Genomic DNA, 21,539 nt, shown 5'->3' on the forward strand with positions numbered 1-21,539 from the left:
GAGTACAGCGGGTCAGAGGTTTATCCCCGGTGGCGCTGCGCTTACCGGGGCTACGGGTTCTCAGTGGTCTGCGGACCGGTAGCCCGGATAAGGCGTGGACGCCGTCATCCGGGAAAAGTCATTACGGGCGAGTTCCAAACTCGCAGCTTTGCTGGGTCCAGCGGCGGGCCTGCTCGCTGAGGGTGAAGCCCAGACCATGGCGTTCGGAAACCCACATCCGGCCATCGCGCAGTTCTAGCTGCTCGTTAAACAGCGGGTTCAGCCACTCGAAGTGCTCCAGCCATGGCTCCAGCGGGTAGGCGGCGGCGAGATGCAGGTGCACCTCCATGGCAAAGTGCGGAGCCAGCTTGCGACCGTGCTTCGCGGCCAGATCCATTATTTTCAGGAACGGGGAGATCCCACCGACGCGCGGGGCATCCGGTTGCACGAAGTCGCTGGCGTTGCCGAGGATCAACTGCTCATGTTCGCGGAAGCTGGTCAGCATCTCGCCGGTGGCAATCGGCGTATCCAGCGCGGCGGCCAGCTGCGCGTGGCCTTCGACGTCATAGGCATCCAGCGGCTCCTCAATCCAGATCAGATTGAACGGCTCCATTTTGCGCCCCATGCGAATGGCGGTTTCGCGATCCCACTGCTGGTTGGCATCGACCATCAGCGGGAAGTCATCACCCAGCACTTCGCGCACCGCCGTCAGACGACGGATATCCTCGGCAGTATTAGGCTGACCGACTTTTAGTTTAATCCCGCCGATGCCGTTTTCACGGGAGATAGCCACGTTTTTCAACACCTGATCCAGGGGGGTATGCAGGAAGCCGCCGGAAGTGTTGTAGCACTGCACGGAATCACGATGTGAACCCAGCAGTTTGGCCAGCGGTAGACCGGCGCGTTTGGCTTTCATATCCCACAGGGCAATATCGATAGGGGAGATAGCTTGTACCGCCATGCCGCTACGGCCGACGGAAGCCCCGGCCCACAGCAGTTTGGTGTAGATCTTGTCGATGTCGTTCGGATCTTCGCCAAGCAGATTATCGGCTATCTCTTTGGCGTGAGCGTAAATGCCCTGGCCGCCCGCACGTTTCGAGTAGCTAAAGCCGACGCCGGTGAATCCATCCCGGGAGTGAATTTCCGCGATGATAATCGCCACTTCGGTCAGCGGTTTTTGGCGACCGGTCAGCACTTTGGCATCGCTGACGGGGGTGGCCAGCGGCAGAAAAGCCAGCGACAGTTTAACGTGGTCAATGCGGTCACCGGTTTCAGCGGCGGTTTTGACGCCGAAAGCTTTGGCGTAGGTTACGGACTCGGAATTGGCGCTTGAGGTCATAGTAGTGTCCTTTTTGATAAAAAAATGATTGCGCTATCATTTGTAATGGTGAAATGCTTTTGACGCTACGCTAGTGGTTTTAATTTGTACAAACGATCACAATTGGCCGTTATAAAGGCGAAAACTTTGCTGTGCAGGTCACAATCCAAAACAGTTTGTGAAAAGTGACAAGTCATAATGATAGCGATAACATTTTATATTGCAGGTCGTTGATTCTGTTAGGGGAGACGCGGCGGGCGCTGGCAATTGCGTGGGGCATCATCAATAATGCCCACAGGAAACGACTTAACACAGGGGCTTAGCCGTGAAAAGCAAAAAACCGACGCGGGCGCCGACGCTGGAGGATGTGGCTCGCAGCGCCGGGTTGTCGCCGATGACGGTCAGTCGGGCGCTGAATACGCCCCAGCTGGTCAGGCCAAAAACGGTAGAGAAAGTGATGCAGGCTGTGCAGGCGACGGGCTATATCCCCAATGCGCTGGCCGGCGGCCTCGCCTCCAGGCGCAGCAAGCTGGTGGCGGTCGTGGTACCGCAAATCAATAACAATATGTTTGTCGATACCATCCAGGCGCTGAGCGATACCCTGGCGGCGCGCGGCTACCATATGCTGCTGTGCGTGGCGGGCTATGACCGGCAGACCGAGGCCGAGCTGGTCTCTACCTTGCTTTCGCGGCGCCCTGATGGCGTGGTGTTAACCGGCATCCAGCATGCGCCGCTGTTAAAGAAAACGATTCTTAACGCCGCTACGCCGGTGGTGGAAATCTGGGATCTCACCCCGACGCCGCTGGATATGCTGGTCGGTTTTTCCCATGAAAAAGTTGGCGAAACCATTGGCGAGTATGTACTGGAGAAAGGCTACCAGCGACCAGGCCTGCTGTGGGCGGGCGATGCGCGCGCGATGTTGCGTAAGCAGGGGCTCTGTGCCCGACTGGCTAAAAAAGGGCTGGACGATGCGCCTCAGGTTGAAGTGCCGCTCCCTGCGTCGCTGGCGCTGGGGCGGCGCGGTCTGGCGGAGCTGCTCGCCGCCAGCGAGTTTGATGTGATCATCTGCAGCTCAGACACCCTCGCCCAGGGGGCGATTATGGAAGCCGAAAGCCGGGGGCTACGCGTACCGCAGGATCTGGCGGTGATCGGTTTTGGCGATCTGGATTTCGCCGCCAGCAATCGTCCGGCTATCACTACCGTCAGCGTCGACCGTCATGCCATCGGTGAACGGGCCGCTACGCTGCTGGCTGACCGCATCGAAGGGGGAGAAGACAGCGGGGTGATTATAGATATCGGCTTTCAGCTGGTGGCACGAGAATCGGCGTAGGCCTGCCTTTTCAGGGCATGGTGTGCCGGGTGGGTGAGCGGCAAATTTCTGCCTACACTTAGGCTTTACCCTGGAGGCAGACCATGATTACCGTTTATGGCGTGCCGGGATGGGGCTCGACGATTAGCGAGCTGATGCTCTCCCTGGCCGATATTCCCTACGAGGTGGTTGACGTGGAGGGCTTTGACCAGCCCGGTCCGGCGCGCGAGCGTCTGCGGCAGATTAACCCGCTGTGCCAGGTGCCCACCCTGCAGCTGGCCGATGGGAGCATCATGACCGAAACCGCCGCCATCGCGCTGATGATCCTCGATCAGCGTCCCGATCTGGCCCCCGCGCCGGGGACGCCGCAGCGTCAACAGTTCCAGCGTCTGCTGGTCTGGCTGGTGGCCAACGTCTATCCTACCTTTACTTATGCCGATTACCCGGAACGCTGGGCGCCCGCCGCCGCGGAGCAGCTGGTGGAGAATTGTCGCCAGTACCGGAAAAATCTCTATCTCTGGTTCGAACAGCAGCTGGCCGCCGGGCCGTGGGCGCTGGGCTCGTCGGTAACGTTGCTGGATTGCTATATCGCGGCGATGTACAGCTGGGGGCCGCGACAGGCGTGGTTTGACGACCACGCGCCAAAATTCGCCGCCATCGCCCGGGCGGTCTGTCAGCGACCGGAGCTGGCCGCGGCGCTGCGCCGTAACAAGCTGATTTAACGCACGCGATGCCAACCAGAACGGCCATTCTGTGGTAGCGTTATGGCTCTGACCACAAGGAGTCTTTGCTATGCCGCATGTAGATATTAAATGTTTTCCCCGTGAACTGACTGACGAACAAAAAACCGCGTTGGCCGCCGACATCACTGAGGTGCTGATCCGCCATCTGAACAGCAAAGAGAGCGCCGTCAGCGTCGCGCTGACTCAGGTTGAGCCGGACGCGTGGCAGGCGGTGTGGGACAGTGAGATCGCCCCGCAGATGGCGCAGTTGATTAAGAAGCCGGGTTATAGCATGTAGTTGCCACTGGCGGGCATGATGTCCGCCAGTGACGACCGGTCAGAACCAAATCTCCGTCTGCACGCCGAAGTTCCATGTCCCGCCAGCGGTAAAGCCTTTGCTGCCGAAATCATCGTTGATCGCATAACGATCCAGGTCTTTATCCCAGTTCATCCACGTGACAAAGAAACGTATCTCCGGCCGCGCTTTGATATCAAACACATCGCCCACTTTAAAAGTGGGGGCGAAGGTCAGCTTGTAGAAATCACCGCGCACCGCCTGATACTGATAAACGTTGTCATTATAGCGATAGCTGCGCCCGTTCGGATTGAGATCCATATACTGCCACGAGGCCTCATACAGCAGGGCGAAGTGAGCGGAGATCCCTTGCGATACCCGCAGGTTAAATGTCGCCCAGTCGTAGCGGTCGCCGTCGCGATAGCGGTCTTCGCTGTGCTGGGCTATCACCGACGGCGCCAGCTGCCAGTTTTTCCCCAGCGGCAGGATCCCGTACGACGCAAAGCGCAGGGAGGCCGCGTTCTCGGTCAAGTCGCCATCGCTCCCCGGCTGACGCGCTTCGGCGCCCAGCCCGACGCCGTACTGCAGGGCGCTTTCCGACACCCCTGGCGCCAGGCCGTAGAACTGCTGTTTGTCGTGCAGGGCCAGCATCGCGTAGTAGCCGTTTTTGGCGGTGTTATCGCTGCGCAGGGCATAGCTCCCGGTGGTCGAGGTATTATCTTTCAGGTCATCGTTGCCCTGGGCGGTCATCACCGTGGTCATCAGCTGCCAGTTGCCGTAAAAATGGTTGGCGGTGAACAGCAGATTCTGGATGTCATTATCCGCGTAATTATCGCTGCCAAGGTCGCCGAAGTTACGCGCATATACCGAATAATCGCCGCGCAGGCCGCTTCCCCAGTCGACATCGTTGATCCCGCCGCCGGTGCCACCGAGGAACATGATGTCGCTATCGGTAAAGTGGATATCGAAGTTATCCCGATCGAAGCGTTTGCCAGCCCAGATCGAGGCGCGTTTTAACGGCCCGGTGAACTCGGCGAAGTCGCCCATCTCGACGTACAGCTGACGAATGTTCAGATGGTGGCTGTCGTTGTCCTGAACCCACGGATCCGGGTTGGTGGCCCCATCGGCGAGCATGGTCTTAAAGCGCGCCCATGAGCCATCGTTGAAGGTGAGCTTCTTGCCAAAGCTCAGCTCAGCGTAATTATCTTTTTCGTTGCCGAGACGACCAACGTGGGCATCGCCGTTGAGCGAACTGGCCGGGGAGATGCCTGGCCCGCCGCGGGCGCCTTTGCCGTGGCTGTTGACTAACATTCCGGAACGGGCGTAGGCGTTAAAGGTAAAGCCATCGTCCGGGGCGCGTTTCGCCAGCTGCTCGCTCAGTTGCTGATTGGTGGCCTGCTGTTTTTGTTCGCGAGCCGAGGTCTGTTGGCTGAGCGCCTGCACCTGCTGCTCCGCCGCCGCCGCGCGCTGTTCGGCGGCGGCGGTTTGCTGTTCTGCCCGCTGCGCGCGGCGGCTGGCTTCGCTGGCCTGCTGTTCGGCGAGATTGAGGCGCGCTTCAAGTTGCGCCAGCCGTTGTTCGACGCTCAACCCGGCGGCGCTGGTGAGTGGAAAAAGGGCGCAGCAAACCGCTGCGCTAATCACAGAGATACGCATAAAAGTCCTTAATTTATCCAGAGGTTAAATCAGCGGGGCGCCTTACATGGCGGGGGATTCTCCGGTGGTCGGGGCCGGGGCTGGCGAGGCGCCGCGTCCGGCATCGAGGTCGGCACGGATCTGCTCATAGTGATCGTCGAGGCGGTAGAAGCGGCCCATCCACAGCATCGAGGCGAGGATCAACAGCGCCGGAATATACAGATAGCAGGCCTTGATGGCCAACAGGGCGCTGTCGCTTTGCGCCTGGTTGGCGATATAGCCGCCGGAGGAGAGCAGTGCCCCGGTGATAGCCCCGGCGCCGGCCATCGCCACCTTGCCGAGAAAGCCGTTTATCGAGGTCAGGATCCCAGCGGTATTAATGCCGGTTTTCCACACGCCGTAATCCACCGGGTCGGCCTGCATCGAGAAATAGATAGCCGTGCGCTGACCGGCACCGAGGGAGAGGATCACCGCCCCGACGATCAGCCCCAGGGCGTAGGTGCCAGACAGCATCATCATCCCCATCCCGAGCAGATTGACCGCGCTGGCGACCAGATAGACATGACGTTTTTTCATGCGTCGGGCCAGCAGCGGGACGGTGAGGGTGCCGAGCAGGGGAACGAAGGTGGAGACCCCGGCGATAACCGCCGTCAGCTCGGTATTCCCGACGTAATAGTGGAAGAAGTACACCAGCGCTCCGGTCTGAAAGAAGAATGCCCCCCACATCAGAAAGATATTGCTGGCGAAGATCCACCACGGACGATTGGCGCGCAGGCTAATCCAGGCGCGTTTCAGGGTCATGCGCTCCCCGGTGAGGGTGATCTTTTCTTCGACGTTGCGAAAGCTCACCAGCAGGAAAAAGGCCGCCAGTACGCCAAAAATCACCGCGGTATAGAGGAACCCCTGCTGCTGGTCGCCTTTGCCCAGCATGCCGACCAGCGGCAGGGTGGCCACGGCGACGATGGTGGCCCCGAGGGATCCCAGCAGAATACGTGCCGCCGACAGCGTGGTGCGCTCTGCGGAATCACTGGTTAAAAACGGCAGCATGGCGCAGAACGGAATGTTCACCAGGGTGTAGAGGAACGACAGACACAGATAGGTGATAAAGGCGTACAGCAGTTTGCCGGTGGTGCCGAAATCCGGCACATAGAAGGCCAGAATACACAGCAGACCAAAAGGCAGGGCACCAATCAGCAGCCAGGGACGGCAGCGCCCCCAGCGGGTGGCGGTATTGTCGATCACCAGCCCCATCAACACGTCGGCCACGCCATCCACCAGCCGGGTAACCAGGAACATCAGCCCAACGTAATAGGCCGGGAGGCCCATCACGTCGGTGTAAAAGAACATCAGATACAGAGAGATCATCTGCCACACAAGGTTGCAGGAGAGATCGGCAATGCCATAGCCAAGGCGCTGCCGCCACAGGGTAAACGTTGTTTCTGCCATAAATCACTCGCTTATCGTTGTTGTTAAAGTCCGTACTGGCGAATAAACCAGGCCGGGGTACAGCTCCACGCATGGCAGTAACTGTTAATGAGCTTACTGCCATACGGGGAAAAGTCAGGATGCTGTGGGTCGAAAATTTCCCAGAAGGTGTCGGCGCCGTAGTCAACCATCGCTCCCCAGTAGGCTTTGATCTCCGCCACCGCCTCCTCGCGCAGGCCGCACTGCAGCAGGGCGACAATGTGATGATGGCGCAAGTACGGGGTATTCATGGCAATGGCGGGCGGCTGTTGCTGCAGGCGGCGCATCAGCGCTTGCCGCTGCCCGGCGGTGCCAACCTCCGCCAGTACCAGCCAGATCTGCGACGCCCATGAGACCTGGCGCGCGGCGCCGCTGATAAACACCTGCCGCTCGCTGTCCCACAGGTGCTGCTGAGCGGCCTCTTTCAGCTGCGCGAGCGTAGCGGTGTAGTCGGCTACCCGCTGCGGTTCAAAACGCTGCGCCAGCCAGAGGGCGCGCTGCAGGCAGTGGATGAGCACCCCCTGCGCCGCCGCCTGTTTATTCAGATCCGCCTGCCAGTCGATAAATACCCACCAGTCATCGCTGTCGCGCACCAGGCCGTGGGGATCGCAGCGGGTCAGCGCCAGCTCGATTTGCCGCCGCGCCGTGGGCCACAGCTCACCGACGGTTTCCGTGTCGCCGGTGCTTTGCAGGTAGTTATAAAGTACGTCGATAAAAAATAATGAATAATCAAAGAGAAAGGTGTCATCGGCGCGCACATCAGGCTGGACAAAGACATTGGCGGAGACCATGCCGTCTTCCCGGGTATGGCCGGCAAACAGGTACAGGCAGCGGCGGACCAGATCGTGGTGGCCGAAGGTCACGTCATTGACCAACGCCTGCAGGCGCAGGTCGCCGAGCCACAGCCGACGGTCACGTTTCGGCCCATCCTCAAATACCTCCTGCATGCAGTTTTGCAGGGTGCGAACCGCGACGCTATCAATGGCTTTCAACTGCGGATCGGCGATGACCGCCGGCTGCGGGCTGCCGGCTGAGGTAACGGTTTCCAGGGCTATCTCATCGAACTGCAGACGAAATTTGCGCGACAGCGCTTTGACCTCCACCTTCAGGTAGCGCAGGCAGTAGCGACGCGGCAGGTCAACCCGGGCGGGCAGAACGTCGAGCCACAGATCTTGTTGCTGCAACCAGCTACTGCTCAGCCACCCCTGGTACTCGCTGAACGGCTCGCAGACTTCGCTCAGCGTTTCGCCGAAGGTGAAGTGCAGATGGGCCGGGGCATCCGGCGGGCTGCCGACGCTGCGGCAGCTGAACTGCAGGTAGCCAACAAAATGGCTGCCAAAATCAATGATGATGCTGTCGCCGACGCGAAGCGGCTGCTGATAAAACTGCTCAGGCGTGCAGACGGTGTGTCCCCGCCAGCCGTTCAGCGCCGCCGGATCGGCGACGGCTTCGACGATGGCCTGCGGCGCCTGGCGCTGACGATGTAGCGCGGGCGTCAGGGCGGCCGCACGCTGTAATAAATGCGGATGGCGGGTCATCGCCACACTGGAATTGTATTGAATTGCCTGTGACATACTGCGTCCTCTCCATTAGGTTAGGCGCAGCATAGGCCGTCGTCTGGCGGCGCCACCACTCTGGCAATGCCAAACCGTCAGTGAAAATGGCAGGAATAATGAGGTGGGGGCGCTGGCGATCACAAATCCGCACATCGGGCGCGTGGCGAAGGCCGGAATAGATTATCGTGCCCCTGCGCACCAGGCTGTTCAGGATTTGCTGTAATGATGACACTGACCGTTGAGTATTATTTCACCCATCCCCAGGATAAGCTCGGCATGTACGCCAGCGACCCGGAAGATAATAGCCAGGAGCATGGCCACGAGTTTGCCGAGCTGGTGATCGTCGAGGAGGGGCATGGATTACACGTTATTAATGGCCGCCCGCTGTACATCCAGCAGGGCGATGTATTTTACGTCCAGCCTGGCGATGTCCACTATTATGATGAACTGGGGACGCTGAAGCTGATTAATGTCTTAATTAATCCGGCGGTGGCCTTTCGCTATTTACAGCAGATGGAGGGATTGCTGCAGCAATTATCGGCGCAGCGCGCCGCCTGCTATGGCTGGCTGGCGCCGGAGACCCGCAGCTATTGTCGGGAACTGGTGGAAAAGATATTTTCCCCGGCGCTGAGGGCGGCGGATAATACCCCGCAACGGGAGTCTCTCTTTTTCCAGCTGGTGACCACCATTCTTACAGCCGAGTCGGAAGCCGAATATAGCAGCACCCGCTATAAACTGCATAAATTACTCACCTGGCTGCAGGAGCACTGTTTCGAAGAACATAACTGGCAGCAGCTGGCGGAGCAATTTCATCTCACCACCCGCACGGCGTTTCGCCATATTAAAGAGGCCACGGGCTTAACGCCGGATAATTATCTGAAACGTCTGCGACTGGTCTCCGCGCGGGTCAAATTACGTGAAACGGAGATGTCCATTACCGAAGTGGCTTATCTGTGCGGCTTCGCCAACAGCAACCACTTTACCACTCTGTATAAAAAAGTGTTTGGCCTGACCCCCAGCGCCGATCGCCGCCGCCCACCGGGTTAAAAGGGGGGCCGCAGGCTGGGCAGGGGAAAAATCTGCCACCCGCGGCAGGTCACGCTTATTCGTCGAGGGAGTTTGCCCGCACATGACGACCGCTGGCGACAAAATTGCCGGTGCCAAGATGATGCAGGGTATTGAGCTTATCGTCGTCGAACTGCCAGCGTCCGGTGACGAACGCGCGTTCATCGGCGGCGGCAGACACCACCTCCCCGAACAGGGTGTCGTACTGGGTCTGGGCCGCCGTCGCCGGCAGCAGTCTGCACTCCATCCATGCCAGACACTTCTCCTCGATCAGCGGCAACCCCAGCTCCGGACCGGTCACTACCGGGATCCCCCAGGCATTGAATTTGTCCTCATCGCGGCCGCTGACGCTGCCGACGGCGTAGGTCCAGCTGGCGGCGGCGACGCCGGGAACCACAATGCCGAAGGTGCCGTTGCGCTCGATGATCTCCCGCGTCCAGGTGCTTTTATCCACCACGATAGCCACCCGCGGCGGGGCGAATTCCACCGGCATTGACCAGGCGGCGGCCATGACGTTGCGCCGGTCAGACGGGGCATCGTAGCTGGTGATCAAAATGGTCGGGCCGTGGTTGAGCAGGCGGCTGGCGTACTGCAGTTCAACGTGGCGAAAGCGGCTCATAGGCGTTCCTTGAATAATGGGTCGGTTGGCAGGTAACACGTTAAGCCGCAATGAAAATGTAATCAATACGTCATCTCGTCTGACTATAGTCGCCAGCACTAAGTCCCAAAGAGGATCACAATATGTTGGCTCCCCTGATGTTATCCCAGGTGAGCGTGCCCCGTCGGATGTCGGCCGCCGGGCAGGTCTCGCTGTCCCGAAAGGGAGGGCGATGATGCGCACGCTGACCCCTATCACCCTGCAGGAGGTCTCTTTTGCCTTCGCAGAGACTCCCGTTCTTGACCGTTTCTCGTTGCATATCGAACCCGGCCGCATCGTGGCGCTACTGGGTCCGTCCGGCTGCGGCAAAAGCACTTTGCTGCGTCTGCTGGCCGGGCTGAGCGTGCCGGTCAGCGGCGAAATCCGCTTTGGCGACAGGCTGGTCGCTCGCGCAGGATGGGGATTGCCCCCGGAGCAGCGCGATATCGGCATGGTTTTTCAGGATTACGCCCTCTGGCCGCATATGAGCGTGGCGCAGAACGTCGCCTTTCCGCTGCGCATGCGAGGTGTCTCCCGTAGCGAACGCGAGCGCCGGGTGAGCGAGGCGCTGGCGCGGGTAGGCCTCAACGGTTTCGCCGAACGTAAACCTTCTGGTCTTTCTGGCGGTCAGCAGCAGCGGGTGGCGCTGGCGCGGGCGATCGTCGCCGCGCCGCGGGTGCTGCTGTTTGATGAACCGCTCTCCAACCTGGATAGCGAACTGCGCGAATCGCTGTGCGGCGAAATGAGCCGCCTGTTGCGACAGCTCGGCATCACCGCCGTGTATGTCACCCATGATCGACGTGAAGCCGAGCTGTTAGCTGACCAGATTGTCTATTTATCCGCGGGCCGCGTGGCCGCTGTCCGCGCCGTTACGCCAACCTCAGGGGAAGTTGCATGAACACCGTTATGACCGTTAAGAAAGGAGTGGTACTCGCGATGGCTCTTTCCGCCATGATGCTCTCCAGCGCCCATGCGCTGACCGTTTACACCGCCGGACCCGGCTCGCTGGCGAAAAGCCTGGCCAGCGGTTTTGAACAACAGACCGGGGTGAAGGTGACGGTTTTCCAGGCCACCACCGGCAAAGTAATGGCCCGACTGGAGGCCGAGCAGGCCAACCCGCAGGCGGATGTGCTGATCTCCGCCTCGTGGGATACCGCCGAAGATCTGCACCAGCGGGGCTGGTTGCTGCCTTTTGCGAGCGCCAATGCCGACCAGGTACCGGCGAACCTGAAATCGGCGGACTATATCGCCCAGGGCGTCTCCGCCCTGGGCATTGTCTGGAACAGTAAAAGCGGTACCCCGGAACCGAAAGAGTGGCGGGATCTCACCCAGCCGGCGTTTAAAGACAAGGTGACAACCCCCGACCCGGCGCTCTCCGGCGCGTCGCTGGATTTGCTGATCGGGCTGCAAAACAGCATGGGCGACCAGGCCTGGCAACTGTTTGACGATCTGAAAAAGAACGGCATGGTGGTCAGCGGACCCAACGCCCAGGCGGTGACGCCGGTGATGCAGGGGGCGAAAGCGGCGGTGTTTGGCGCGGTGGATTATGTCTCCTACGGCAATATTCAGCAGGGCGAGTCGCTGAAGGTGATCTTCCCGGCCAGCGGAACGGTGATTGCCCCGCGCCCGATGATGATCCTCAAAACCAGCCAGCATGCCGACGATGCCAAAGCCTTTATCGATTATGTTCTGTCGCCGGAAGGTCAGGCGAGGGTTGCCGATGCCTGGCTGATGCCCGCCCGCCGCGACGTGGCGGCCAAACGTCCGCTACTGGACGCGCTGAAGGTGCTGCCCACCACCAGCGAAGGCAGCAGCGAACGGGGGGCCGTGCTCGCCCGCTTCAGTCAGTTGTACGCGCAGTAATTGCTCCTGTTCCTCCGGCGCTGGCCGCCGGGGGACCCCTCAGCTTCAGGAACCGGTTGTGAAACAAACATTCCTTTCCGGCGCGACCCTCGCCGCCCTGGTGATGCTGGTCGCGTTGCCGTTAGTATTTATTCTGCTGCAGGCGATTTTTCCCCATTTTAGCGCCGGTTCGCTCGGGGACGCCTTTGGCGGCGTCTCAGTGCTGCTGGCCGATCCCCAGTTACCGGCGATGCTCGGCGGTACGCTGTGGATCGCCGCCGGCGTGGCGCTGGTCAGCGTAATGATTGGCCTGCCGCTCGGCATCCTGCGCGGTATGTTTTCGCTGCCGCTGCCCCGACTGTGGGATCTCCTGTTTTTGATCCCCTTTCTGACGCCGCCCTATATCTCGGCGCTCTCCTGGATGCTGGCCCTGCAAAGCCAGGGCTATCTGCAGCAGCTGACCGGCTGGCAATTGAACGATCTGCTGTTCAGCCGCAGCGGTATCGTGCTGGTGATGACCTTTAATATTTTCCCGGTGGTGTACTTTGCCGTCTCCCGCAGCCTGCTGGCGAGCGGGACCCGGCTGGCGGTGGTCGCCCGCGTCCATGGCGCCAGCGCCTGGCGCGCCTTCTGGCACGTGACACTGCCGATGCTCTCCCCGGCGCTGGCGGCGGGCACGCTGTTGGCGTTTACCCTCGCTATCGAGGAGTTTGGTGTACCGGCGGCGCTGGGCAGCCGGGCGGGAGTGGTGATGCTGACGGTCGGTATTGAGAAAAAGCTGGCCGACTGGCCGGTGGACCTTACCGGCGCCGCGCTGCTGTCGCTGCTGTTGATGGCGGTGGCGTTGTTCGCCTGGTGGCTGCAAAAGCGGCTGGTGGGGGAGAAAGAGGTCACCAGCGTCACCGGTAAGCCGGGAGAAAACCGCGGGGCATCGCTGGGCTGGATGACGCTGCCCGCCGTGCTGGTGATGGCGGCCGTCGGCGGCCTGGCGGTCGGCGTCCCTGCCGCCTCGATGATGCTCACCAGCGTGATGGGCACGCTCTCAGGGGGCGTGAGTGTTGAGAATGTCACGCTACGTCATTTCGCGGCGCTGTTTGACCAGCAGGGGGATGCCCTGTCGGCCCTCGGCACCAGCCTGTCGCTGGCCCTGGGCTCGGCGCTGATCGTCGGCGTGCTGGGCCTGCTGGCCGCCTGGCTGGTGATGGTGCAGAAGATTAAAGGGCGCGGGATGGTGGACGCGCTGTCGCTGATGCCGGCGGCGCTGCCGGGCGTGGTGGTAGGCGTCGGTTTGATCCTGCTGTGGAATCAGCCTTTCTGGCCGCGCTCGCCCTATAACACGCTGTGGATGTTGCTGCTCTCCTATTGCTGCCTGCTGTTGCCCTGGCCGGTGCGCTATGTCGGCAGCGCGCTGCGCCAGCTGGGCCCCAATCTTGAGTCCGCCGCCCGGGTGCACGGGGCGTCGCCACTGCAGGCGCTGCGGTTGATTGTCCTGCCGCTGGTCTTTCCGGCGCTGCTGGCGGCGATGCTGATGGTGTTCGCGGTGGCCTCCCGGGAGCTGGTGACCTCGCTGCTGCTCTCTCCAGCCGGTACGCAAACCGTGGCGGTGTTTATCTGGCGCCAGTTCGAACAGGGTTCCGTCGGTCAGGGCATGGCGATGGCCAGCCTGACGTTGTTGACCGGTCTGGTCGTGATGCTGACGGCGCTGGCGCTGATGCAGCGCAGCACGCGCGGTTAACGACAAGCGCACAAAAAAGACGGTCGGCGCGGAAAAATAGGCTATAAATGTCGGACACCTACAGCTGGAGGCCTTGATGAGTCCCTTTTTACGCGCCTATTTTTCCCGTCTGGGCTGGACGGGTGAGCCTGATGTATCCATTGATACCCTGCGGGAACTGCATCTGCAGCATAACAGCGCCATCCCCTTTGAAAACCTCGACGTCCTGCTGCCGCGGGAGATCCACCTTGACGATCGGGCGCTGGAAGAAAAGCTGATCGCCGCCCGCCGCGGGGGGTATTGTTTTGAACAGAATGGCCTGCTGGAGCGCGCGCTGCGCGAGATAGGCTTTAACGTCCGCAGCCTGCTGGGCCGCGTGGTGCTGGCCAATCCGCCGCAGATGCCGCCGCGTACTCACCGTTTATTGCTGGTGGAAGTGGCGGGCGAGCGCTGGATCGCCGACGTCGGCTTCGGCGGCCAGACGCTGACCGCGCCGATCAAACTGCTGGCCGATATCCCGCAGCAAACGCCGCATGGCAGCTATCGTCTGGTGCATGAGGGCGATGAGTGGACGCTGCAGTTCAACCATCACGAACACTGGCAGTCGATGTACCATTTCGATTTAGGCCGCCAGTATGCGTCTGATTATGTGATGGGCAACTTCTGGTCGGCGCACTGGCCGCAGTCCCACTTCCGTCACCATCTGCTGATGTGCCGTCATCTGCCGGACGGCGGCAAAATGACCCTCACCAACTTCCACTTTACCCACTGGGAGAATAACCATGTGGTGGAGAAGGTCGATTTTGCCGATGTCTCCGCGCTATATGAAGGGCTGCAGACCCGCTTCGGGCTGGGCGTGGACGATCCTAAACATGGCTTTAGTGAAGCGGCGCTGGCGGCGGTAATGGCGGCGTTCGATACCCATCCGGAAGCCGGGAAGTAAATTTCCTGATACCCGGTGGCGCTGCGCTGACCGGGCCTGTGAGACGACCCTGTAGGCCGGGCAAGGCGACAGCCGCCACCCGGCGAAATTACAGGTGCCGTGCCTGATATCTTGCCCGGCGGCGCTGCGCTTGCGCGGGCCTGGGAGGTATGAGCCTTTGAGAGGCCCCTGTAGGCCGGATAAGGCGTAGCCGCCATCCGGCATAAAGGCTGGAACCGGGGCTGAAAAATATGACCCGGAGTCGGCGCGAGCGCCTCGTCCGGGCTACCGGTAAACGGGCATGGCTGGGGCCGCCAGCCTTCAGCGGCGGGAGCGTACCACCTGGTAACGGCGGGTAAAATACTCCACCGGCGCACTCCAGACGTGAACCAGACGGGTGAAGGGGAAGATCAGAAAGATAGTCATCCCCAGCACCAGGTGGACGCGGTAAATCCACGCCACGCCGTCCAGATGCGCTGAGGCGCCGCCGTGGAAGGTGACCACCGCCTGCGCCCAGTCCACCAGCTTGAGCATTTCGCTGCCGTCCGGATGCCGGGCGGAGAAGGGGATGGTCGTCAGCCCCAGCGCGCACTGAATCAGCAGAATGCACAGGATCAAAATATCCGCGGTCGTGGAGGTGGCGCGAATGCGCGGGTTGGTCAGGCGGCGCATCAGCAGGCCGATACCGCCGACCAGGGTCAGCACGCCGCAGATGCCGCCGAGGATCATGGCCATCAGCTGCTTCTGCGACATCGGCAGGAACCACGAGTAGACCCAGTGCGGGGTCAGCATGCCAAAAAGATGGCCGAAGAAGATGCCGAGAATGCCGATATGAAATAAGTTCGACCATAGCACCATCCCGCGCTTATCCAGCATCTGGCTGGATGAGGCGCGCCAGGTATACTGCCCGTAATCGTAGCGCAGCCAACTGCCCACCAGAAACACGGTGCCGCACAGGTAAGGGTAGATATCATAAAAGAAGACGTTCAGATACTGGATCATTTCGGGCCTCCGGCGCGGATGTCAACGTACTGCGGCGCCACATCCTGACTAAAGCGTCGTTGATAAGCTTGCATCGACGAGCTGTCGCAAGCGGTCGCGTTATCTTCGATAAACTTCACCTGCTCTTCTTCCCACACGGCGTCCAGCGCCTGACGGGTATCGTCGCGCTTTTCTCCCGCCACCTGTTTTGTGACACTGTCACTGGTGAGCGGGCTTTTAGCCAGCGCCAACAGGGCGTCAAACAGCTGATAATACGGACAGGCTCGCTGCTTCAGGCGGCCGCCGATCAGCGCCAGAATCGGCGCGATATTCTGCAGCCCTTCGCGCGCCTCCGCGGGGGGTAAAATACTGAGGTACTCCAGATACAGCGGCAGATGATCGGGCAGCTCGCGACAATCGATCTGCAGACCCGCCTGCTGATACTGATTCATCAGGTCGACCATCGCCTGGCCGCGGTCTCGCGACTCGGCATGCACATGTTCAAACAGCAGCAGCGAGGTGGCGCGCCCGCGCTCGAACACCTCGCACCACTCGGCCTGGCGATCCAACAGCGGAGCCGTCAGCAGCTCACTGACAAACGGCGTCAGGGAAGGGACATCGGCCCTGACCAGCGCCAGGGCGTCGTCGCGGTTCTCCCACAGTAACTCGTCGGGGTACTCCAGCAGCAGACCGATCACTTTCAGGATCCGCATCACTCGCCCTCCCCATGCTTACGCACGCCGCTGACGTCGATGGCGTCGATCCGCCGGCTGTTAAACAGGTTGAATTTCGTATCTGACCCGTGGCAGCCATCGCCGAAGGTAAAGCCGCAGCCGTTGCGTTCCGGGAAGGCATCCTCCGCCAGTTCGCGATGGCTGGTGGGGATCACGAAGCGGTCTTCGTAGTTGGCGATCGCCAGATAGCGATACATCTCTTCGACCTGCTCAACGCTGAGGTCCACCTCTTCAATGGCCCGGGTATCGGTGACGCCCTCGACGGTTTGCGAGCGCTTGTAGTGGCGCATCGCCATCATCCGTTTCAGCGCGCGCAAGACCGGGCCGGTATCGCCGGCGCTCAGCAGATTCGCCAGGTATTGCACCGGGATGCGTAGACTCTCAACCGCTGGCAGGATGTTGCCGTTGCCCGGCAGGCCGCCAGCGTCGGCAACCGACTGGATCGGCGACAGGGGCGGCACATACCAGACCATCGGCAGGGTGCGATACTCCGGATGCAGCGGCAGGGCCAGCTTCCAGTCCATCGCCAGCTTGTAGACCGGCGACTTCTGCGCAGCCTCAATGACGTTGTGCGGGATCCCTTGTTTTAGCGCTTCCTCAATGACCGCCGGATCGTTTGGATTAAGGAACACCTCGCACTGGCGCTCATAGAGGTCGGTTTCATGTTCAGTGCTGGCCGCTTCTTCGATACGGTCCGCGTCGTACAGCAGCACGCCAAGGTAGCGGATGCGGCCAACGCAGGTTTCTGAGCAGACCGTTGGCTGCCCGGACTCAATACGCGGATAGCAGAAAATGCATTTTTCCGACTTGCCGCTCTTCCAGTTAAAGTAGATTTTTTTATACGGACAGCCGCTGATGCACATCCGCCAGCCGCGGCATTTGTCCTGATCGATCAGTACGATGCCATCTTCCTCACGCTTGTAGATCGCGCCGCTCGGGCAGGTGGCCACGCAGCTCGGATTGAGGCAGTGCTCGCACAGGCGCGGCAGATACATCATGAAGGTATTTTCGAACTGGCCGTACATCTCTTTTTGCATGGCTTCGAAGTTACGGTCGCGGGCGCGTTTCTCGAATTCGCCGCCGAGCAGCTCCTCCCAGTTAGGGCCCCAGTTAATCTTATCCATACGCTCGCCGCTGATCAGCGAGCGCGGGCGGGCGGTCGGCAGATATTTGCCCTCCGGCGCGTTGTGCAGATGCTGGTAGTCGTAGGTAAAGGGTTCGTAGTAATCGTCGATCGCCGGCAGCACCGGGTTGGCGAAAATCTTCGATAATACGCTGACCCGATTGCCGAGACGGGGCGTCAGTTTACCGCTAATGCCGCGGATCCAGCCGCCTTGCCACTGATCCTGGTCCTCCCAGTTTTTTGGGTAGCCAATGCCCGGTTTGGTCTCCACGTTATTGAACCACGCGTACTCCATGCCTTCGCGGCTGCTCCAGACATTTTTACAGGTGACCGAGCAGGTGTGACAGCCGATGCATTTGTCCAGATTCAGCACCATTCCAACCTGAGAACGGATTTTCATTTTTTCGCCTCCTGTACCTGATCGCGACCTTCGTCATCCAGCCAGGCAATATTCTTCATTTTGCGGATCATGATGAACTCGTCGCGGTTCGAACCGACGGTGCCGTAGTAGTTAAAGCCATAGGCCAGCTGGGCGTAGCCGCCAATCATGTGCGTTGGCTTCGGACAGACGCGGGTTACCGAGTTATGAATACCGCCGCGACGACCGGTCACTTCCGAACCCGGGATATTCATAATCCGTTCCTGAGCGTGGTACATCATGGTCATCCCCGGCGGCACCCGCTGGCTCACCACCGCCCGCGCGGTGAGAGCCCCGTTGGCGTTGAACGCTTCAATCCAGTCGTTATCTTCAATGCCCAGTTCTTTCGCGTCGGTTTCGCTAAGCCAGACGATCGGCCCGCCGCGCGACAGCGTCAGCATCAACAGGTTTTCGCTATAGGTGGAGTGGATCCCCCACTTCTGGTGCGGCGTCAGGAAATTCAGCGCTTTTTCCGGGAAACCGTTTGGCGGCACGGCCTTCATCTGGCTGACGCTTCGGGTATCAATGGGCGGGCGATAGGCCACCAGGCTTTCGCCGAAGGCGCGCATCCACGGATGGTCCTGATACAGCTGCTGGCGGCCGGAGAGGGTGCGCCAGGGGATCAGCTCATGCACGTTGGTATAACCGGCATTGTAGGAGACGTGCTCGCTTTCCAGTCCGGACCACGTCGGGCTGGAGATAATTTTGCGCGGCTGCGCCTGAATATCGCGAAAGCGGATCTTCTCATCCTCTTTATTCAGCGCCAGATGGGTATGATCGCGGCCGGTAAACTCTCCCAGCGCCTGCCAGGCTTTCACCGCCACCTGGCCGTTGGTTTCCGGCGCGAGGCTGAGAATAACTTCAGAGGCGTCAATGGCGCTGTCGATCCGCGGCCGGCCTTTGGCCGGACCGTCGGGCTTGACGTAGTTAAGCTTGGCGAGGAAATCGACTTCGCTTTGCGTATTCCACGCAATGCCTTTCCCGCCGTTGCCGAGCTTATCGAGCAGCGGGCCGAGAGAGGTGAAGCGGTCCCATGTGGCCGGGTAGTCGCGTTCCACCAGGGCAATGGACGGTGCGGTTTTGCCTGGAATGAGATCGCATTCGCCTTTGCGCCAGTCAAGCACCTCGAACGGCTGCGACAGTTCGCCGGGGGAATCATGCTGCAGTGGGACCAGCACCACATCGGTCTCTTTCCCGAGATGGCCAACACAGACCTGCGAGAAGGATTTAGCGATATCCTTGTAGATCTCCCAGTCGCTCTTTGCCTCCCAGGCCGGGTCGACGGCGGCGGAGAGCGGGTGGATAAACGGGTGCATGTCCGAGGTGTTCATATCGTCTTTTTCATACCAGGTGGCGGTCGGCAGGACAATATCGGAGAAGAGACAGGTACTGGACATGCGGAAATCGAGGGTCACCAGGAGATCGAGTTTGCCCTCAATCGCCGCGGTCTGCCACTCGACTTCCTCAGGTTTTACCTCATCGCTGGCGCCCAGTTCATCACCCTGAATACCGCTGTCGGTCCCGAGCAGGTATTTCAACATGTACTCATGCCCCTTACCGGACGATCCCAGCAGGTTAGAACGCCAGATAAACAGGTTGCGCGGATGGTTTTTGCCGCTATCCGGCTGCTCGGCGGCAAAGCGAATATCGCCTGATTTTAAGGACTGGACGGTGAACTCAGCGGGGGAGAGCCCGGTAGCCTCGGCCTGCTGCTTAATGGTCAGCGGGTTGACGTTGAGCTGGGGCGCAGAGGGTAACCAGCCCATCCGTTCCGCACGGACGTTGAAGTCGATAAGGCTGCCGCTGAATTTGCTGGCGTCGGCCAGCGGCGACAACAGCTCCTGCGCGGTCAGTTTTTCGTAGCGCCACTGGCTGGCGTGGTTGTAGAAATAAGAGGTACTGTTCATCTGCCGCGGCGGACGACTCCAGTCCAGGGCGAACGCCAGCGGCAGCCAGCCGGTCTGCGGGCGCAGTTTCTCCTGACCGACATAGTGCGACCAGCCGCCGCCGCTCTGGCCGACGCAGCCGCAGAATACCAGCATGTTGATCATCCCCCGGTAGTTCATATCCATGTGGTACCAGTGGTTCACCCCGGCGCCGAGGATAATCATTGAGCGGCCATGGGTCTTATGCGCCGTCTCGGCGAACTCGCGGGCGATTTGTTCGATATGTTGACGCGGTACGCCGGTGATCTGCTCCGCCCATGCCGGGGTATAGGCTTTGACCTCGGCGAAATCCTTCGCCGCATTGACATCGTCAAGCCCGCGATCCAGACCGTAGTTGGCCAGAATCAGGTCATAGACGCTGACCACCAGGCCGCTGTCACCACTGGCCAACGTCAGCTGTTTCGCCGGTAGCGGGTGAAAGGTCACCGGTGACTGCGCTACGCTGCGAAAATGCGGGTTTTCGTTGCCGCCAAAGTAGGGGAAGCCCACCGACACTACGCTGTCGCGAATATCCAGCAGCGACAGCTTCAGCTCGACATCTTTGCCGTCTGCCCGTTGTTCGAGATTCCATTTGCCTTTTTCGCCCCAGCGAAAGCCGATGGAGCCGTTCGGCGCCACCAGTTCGCCGTCGGCGTTACAGGCGACGGTTTTCCATTCCGGGTTATTACTTTCCCCGAGACCGTCAAGCAGGTCGGAAGCACGCAGCATACGGCCCGGCGTATAGCTGCCGTCGTCGCGCGGCTCGAGCATCACCAGCATCGGCATGTCGGTGTAGGTCCGGCAGTAGTTAAGAAAGTAATCGCTCGGGTTATCGAGGTGGAAGGCTTTAAGGATCACGTGGCCCATGGCCATCGCCAGCGCGCTGTCGGTGCCTTGTTTTGGCGCCAGCCACTGGTCGCAGAGCTTGGCGACTTCCGAATAGTCCGGCGTGATGGCGATGGTTTTGGTGCCCTTGTAGCGTACTTCGGTAAAGAAGTGGGCGTCCGGGGTTCGGGTCTGCGGGACGTTGGAGCCCCAGGCAATAATGTAGCTGGAGTTGTACCAGTCGGCGGATTCCGGCACGTCGGTTTGTTCGCCCCAGGTCATCGGCGAGGCGGGGGGGAGATCGCAGTACCAGTCATAAAAGCTCAGGCAGGTGCCGCCGATCAACGATAAATAGCGGGTGCCCGCGGCGTAGGAGACCATCGACATCGCCGGGATCGGCGAAAAGCCCGCGACGCGGTCCGGGCCGTAGTGTTTGATGGTCCAGACGTTGGCGGCGGCGATCAGTTGATTTAACTCTTTCCAGCTGGAGCGAACAAAGCCGCCTTTGCCGCGGACTTGTTTGTAGCTGCGGGTTTTTAGCGGATCCTGCATGATGCTATCCCAGGCCTGTACCGGGTCGGGATGCTGCGCCAGGGCTTCGCGCCACAGCTCAATCAGCCGTTTACGCGCCAGCGGGTACTTCAGCCGGTTGGCGCTGTAGAGATACCAGGAGTAGCTGGCGCCACGCGGGCAGCCGCGCGGTTCGTGGTTTGGCAGATCTGGCCGGGTGCGCGGATAATCGGTCTGCTGGGTTTCCCAGGTAACGAGGCCGTTTTTGACGTAAATTTTCCAGCTGCAGGAGCCGGTGCAGTTCACACCGTGCGTGGAGCGGACAATTTTGTCGAACTGCCAGCGTTGACGGTAACTATCTTCCCAGTCACGGTTGTTGTTGTAGACCTGGCCGTGGCCGTTGGCAAAGGTCTCGCCTTTCTGCTTAAAGTAGTGAAAGCGATCCAGTAATTTACTCATGACATTTCTCCTGCTCCGATGATGTCCGGCATCGTGCCACCCGGCCGGATGAGCGAACGAACTCGTAGGCCGGATAAGGCGTAAGCCGCCATCCGGCAGATAAATCGTT

Annotated in this window: 17 protein-coding genes; 8 read left to right on the top strand and 9 right to left on the bottom strand. The window is 60.4% G+C overall.

The features are described 5' to 3' along the window. Positions 1–121: 121 nt before the first annotated feature. Positions 122–1,318, bottom strand: coding sequence for an L-talarate/galactarate dehydratase (locus tag R0140_RS12440; protein WP_012541576.1), 1,197 nt, complete (start codon positions 1,316–1,318; stop codon positions 122–124). Between the two features lie 304 nt (positions 1,319–1,622). Here R0140_RS12440 and R0140_RS12445 point away from each other — a divergent pair, with 304 nt between their 5' ends. The 3 genes from R0140_RS12445 to pptA all read left to right on the top strand — a co-directional run bounded on the left by R0140_RS12445 (position 1,623) and on the right by pptA (position 3,626). Continuing rightward, positions 1,623–2,627 (top strand): LacI family DNA-binding transcriptional regulator, encoded by a 1,005-nt coding sequence (locus tag R0140_RS12445; protein ID WP_016161162.1) that lies wholly within the window; start codon positions 1,623–1,625, stop codon positions 2,625–2,627. 83 nt (positions 2,628–2,710) lie between these two features. Then, positions 2,711–3,328 carry a glutathione S-transferase family protein gene (locus R0140_RS12450; RefSeq protein WP_012968089.1) on the top strand — a complete coding sequence of 206 codons (618 nt, stop codon included), beginning with the start codon at positions 2,711–2,713 and terminating at the stop codon, positions 3,326–3,328. Positions 3,329–3,398: 70 nt separating this feature from the next. Next, positions 3,399–3,626 (top strand): tautomerase PptA, encoded by a 228-nt coding sequence (gene pptA / locus R0140_RS12455; RefSeq protein ID WP_002906690.1) that lies wholly within the window; start codon positions 3,399–3,401, stop codon positions 3,624–3,626. A gap of 39 nt (positions 3,627–3,665) precedes the next feature. On the opposite strand, the gene R0140_RS12460 is transcribed toward pptA, so the two are convergent. The 3 genes from R0140_RS12460 to R0140_RS12470 are packed head-to-tail and all read right to left on the bottom strand — an operon-like array spanning position 3,666 to position 8,293. Next, positions 3,666–5,276 (bottom strand): carbohydrate porin, encoded by a 1,611-nt coding sequence (locus R0140_RS12460; RefSeq protein ID WP_046878750.1) that lies wholly within the window; start codon positions 5,274–5,276, stop codon positions 3,666–3,668. A gap of 42 nt (positions 5,277–5,318) precedes the next feature. Further along, positions 5,319–6,701 (bottom strand): MFS transporter, encoded by a 1,383-nt coding sequence (locus R0140_RS12465; RefSeq protein WP_032754507.1) that lies wholly within the window; start codon positions 6,699–6,701, stop codon positions 5,319–5,321. A gap of 23 nt (positions 6,702–6,724) precedes the next feature. Beyond that, entirely contained in the window at positions 6,725–8,293 is a 1,569-nt protein-coding gene (locus R0140_RS12470) for an alpha-L-rhamnosidase-related protein (RefSeq protein WP_032735754.1), read from the bottom strand. A 204-nt stretch (positions 8,294–8,497) separates the two neighbouring features. Here R0140_RS12470 and R0140_RS12475 point away from each other — a divergent pair, with 204 nt between their 5' ends. Further along, positions 8,498–9,322, top strand: coding sequence for a helix-turn-helix domain-containing protein (locus R0140_RS12475; RefSeq protein WP_008804719.1), 825 nt, complete (start codon positions 8,498–8,500; stop codon positions 9,320–9,322). Between the two features lie 55 nt (positions 9,323–9,377). Here the strand turns inward: R0140_RS12475 and R0140_RS12480 are convergent, their stop codons facing one another. Next, the gene (locus R0140_RS12480; RefSeq protein ID WP_004151228.1) at positions 9,378–9,959 is read right to left on the bottom strand and encodes a flavin reductase family protein; all 582 of its coding nucleotides are present in this window, start codon (positions 9,957–9,959) and stop codon (positions 9,378–9,380) included. Between the two features lie 211 nt (positions 9,960–10,170). On the opposite strand from R0140_RS12480, the gene R0140_RS12485 reads away from it, so the two are divergent. From R0140_RS12485 to nhoA, 4 genes are all read left to right on the top strand, one after another. Then, a complete protein-coding gene (locus R0140_RS12485; RefSeq protein ID WP_008804720.1) occupies positions 10,171–10,875 on the top strand; it encodes an ABC transporter ATP-binding protein in 705 nt (234 codons plus the stop codon). Next, the gene (locus tag R0140_RS12490) at positions 10,872–11,840 is read left to right on the top strand and encodes an ABC transporter substrate-binding protein (protein WP_008804721.1); all 969 of its coding nucleotides are present in this window, start codon (positions 10,872–10,874) and stop codon (positions 11,838–11,840) included. The genes R0140_RS12485 and R0140_RS12490 overlap by 4 nt, the downstream gene beginning before the upstream one ends. A gap of 58 nt (positions 11,841–11,898) precedes the next feature. Further along, positions 11,899–13,554 carry an ABC transporter permease gene (locus R0140_RS12495; protein ID WP_117122267.1) on the top strand — a complete coding sequence of 552 codons (1,656 nt, stop codon included), beginning with the start codon at positions 11,899–11,901 and terminating at the stop codon, positions 13,552–13,554. 76 nt (positions 13,555–13,630) lie between these two features. Continuing rightward, the gene (gene nhoA, locus R0140_RS12500) at positions 13,631–14,476 is read left to right on the top strand and encodes an N-hydroxyarylamine O-acetyltransferase (RefSeq protein WP_048268482.1); all 846 of its coding nucleotides are present in this window, start codon (positions 13,631–13,633) and stop codon (positions 14,474–14,476) included. A 300-nt stretch (positions 14,477–14,776) separates the two neighbouring features. On the opposite strand, the gene narI is transcribed toward nhoA, so the two are convergent. Genes narI through R0140_RS12520 form a run of 4 tightly spaced genes read right to left on the bottom strand, consistent with a single transcriptional unit; the run spans position 14,777 to position 21,430 of the window. Next, positions 14,777–15,457: a respiratory nitrate reductase subunit gamma gene (gene narI, locus R0140_RS12505; RefSeq protein WP_009484267.1), complete on the bottom strand. Its 681-nt coding sequence runs from the start codon at positions 15,455–15,457 to the stop codon at positions 14,777–14,779. Next, positions 15,454–16,149, bottom strand: a complete 696-nt coding sequence (narW, locus tag R0140_RS12510; protein WP_004180106.1) for a nitrate reductase molybdenum cofactor assembly chaperone — start codon at positions 16,147–16,149, stop codon at positions 15,454–15,456. Before narW ends, narI begins: the two co-directional genes overlap by 4 nt. Then, positions 16,149–17,693, bottom strand: a complete 1,545-nt coding sequence (narH, locus tag R0140_RS12515; protein WP_048268479.1) for a nitrate reductase subunit beta — start codon at positions 17,691–17,693, stop codon at positions 16,149–16,151. The genes narW and narH overlap by 1 nt, the downstream gene beginning before the upstream one ends. Further along, positions 17,690–21,430: a nitrate reductase subunit alpha gene (locus R0140_RS12520; RefSeq protein ID WP_064160422.1), complete on the bottom strand. Its 3,741-nt coding sequence runs from the start codon at positions 21,428–21,430 to the stop codon at positions 17,690–17,692. Before R0140_RS12520 ends, narH begins: the two co-directional genes overlap by 4 nt. Positions 21,431–21,539: the final 109 nt, after the last annotated feature.

Source organism: Klebsiella sp. w6 (assembly GCF_033100215.1).
GTDB classification, from domain to species: Bacteria; Pseudomonadota; Gammaproteobacteria; order Enterobacterales; family Enterobacteriaceae; genus Klebsiella; species Klebsiella variicola.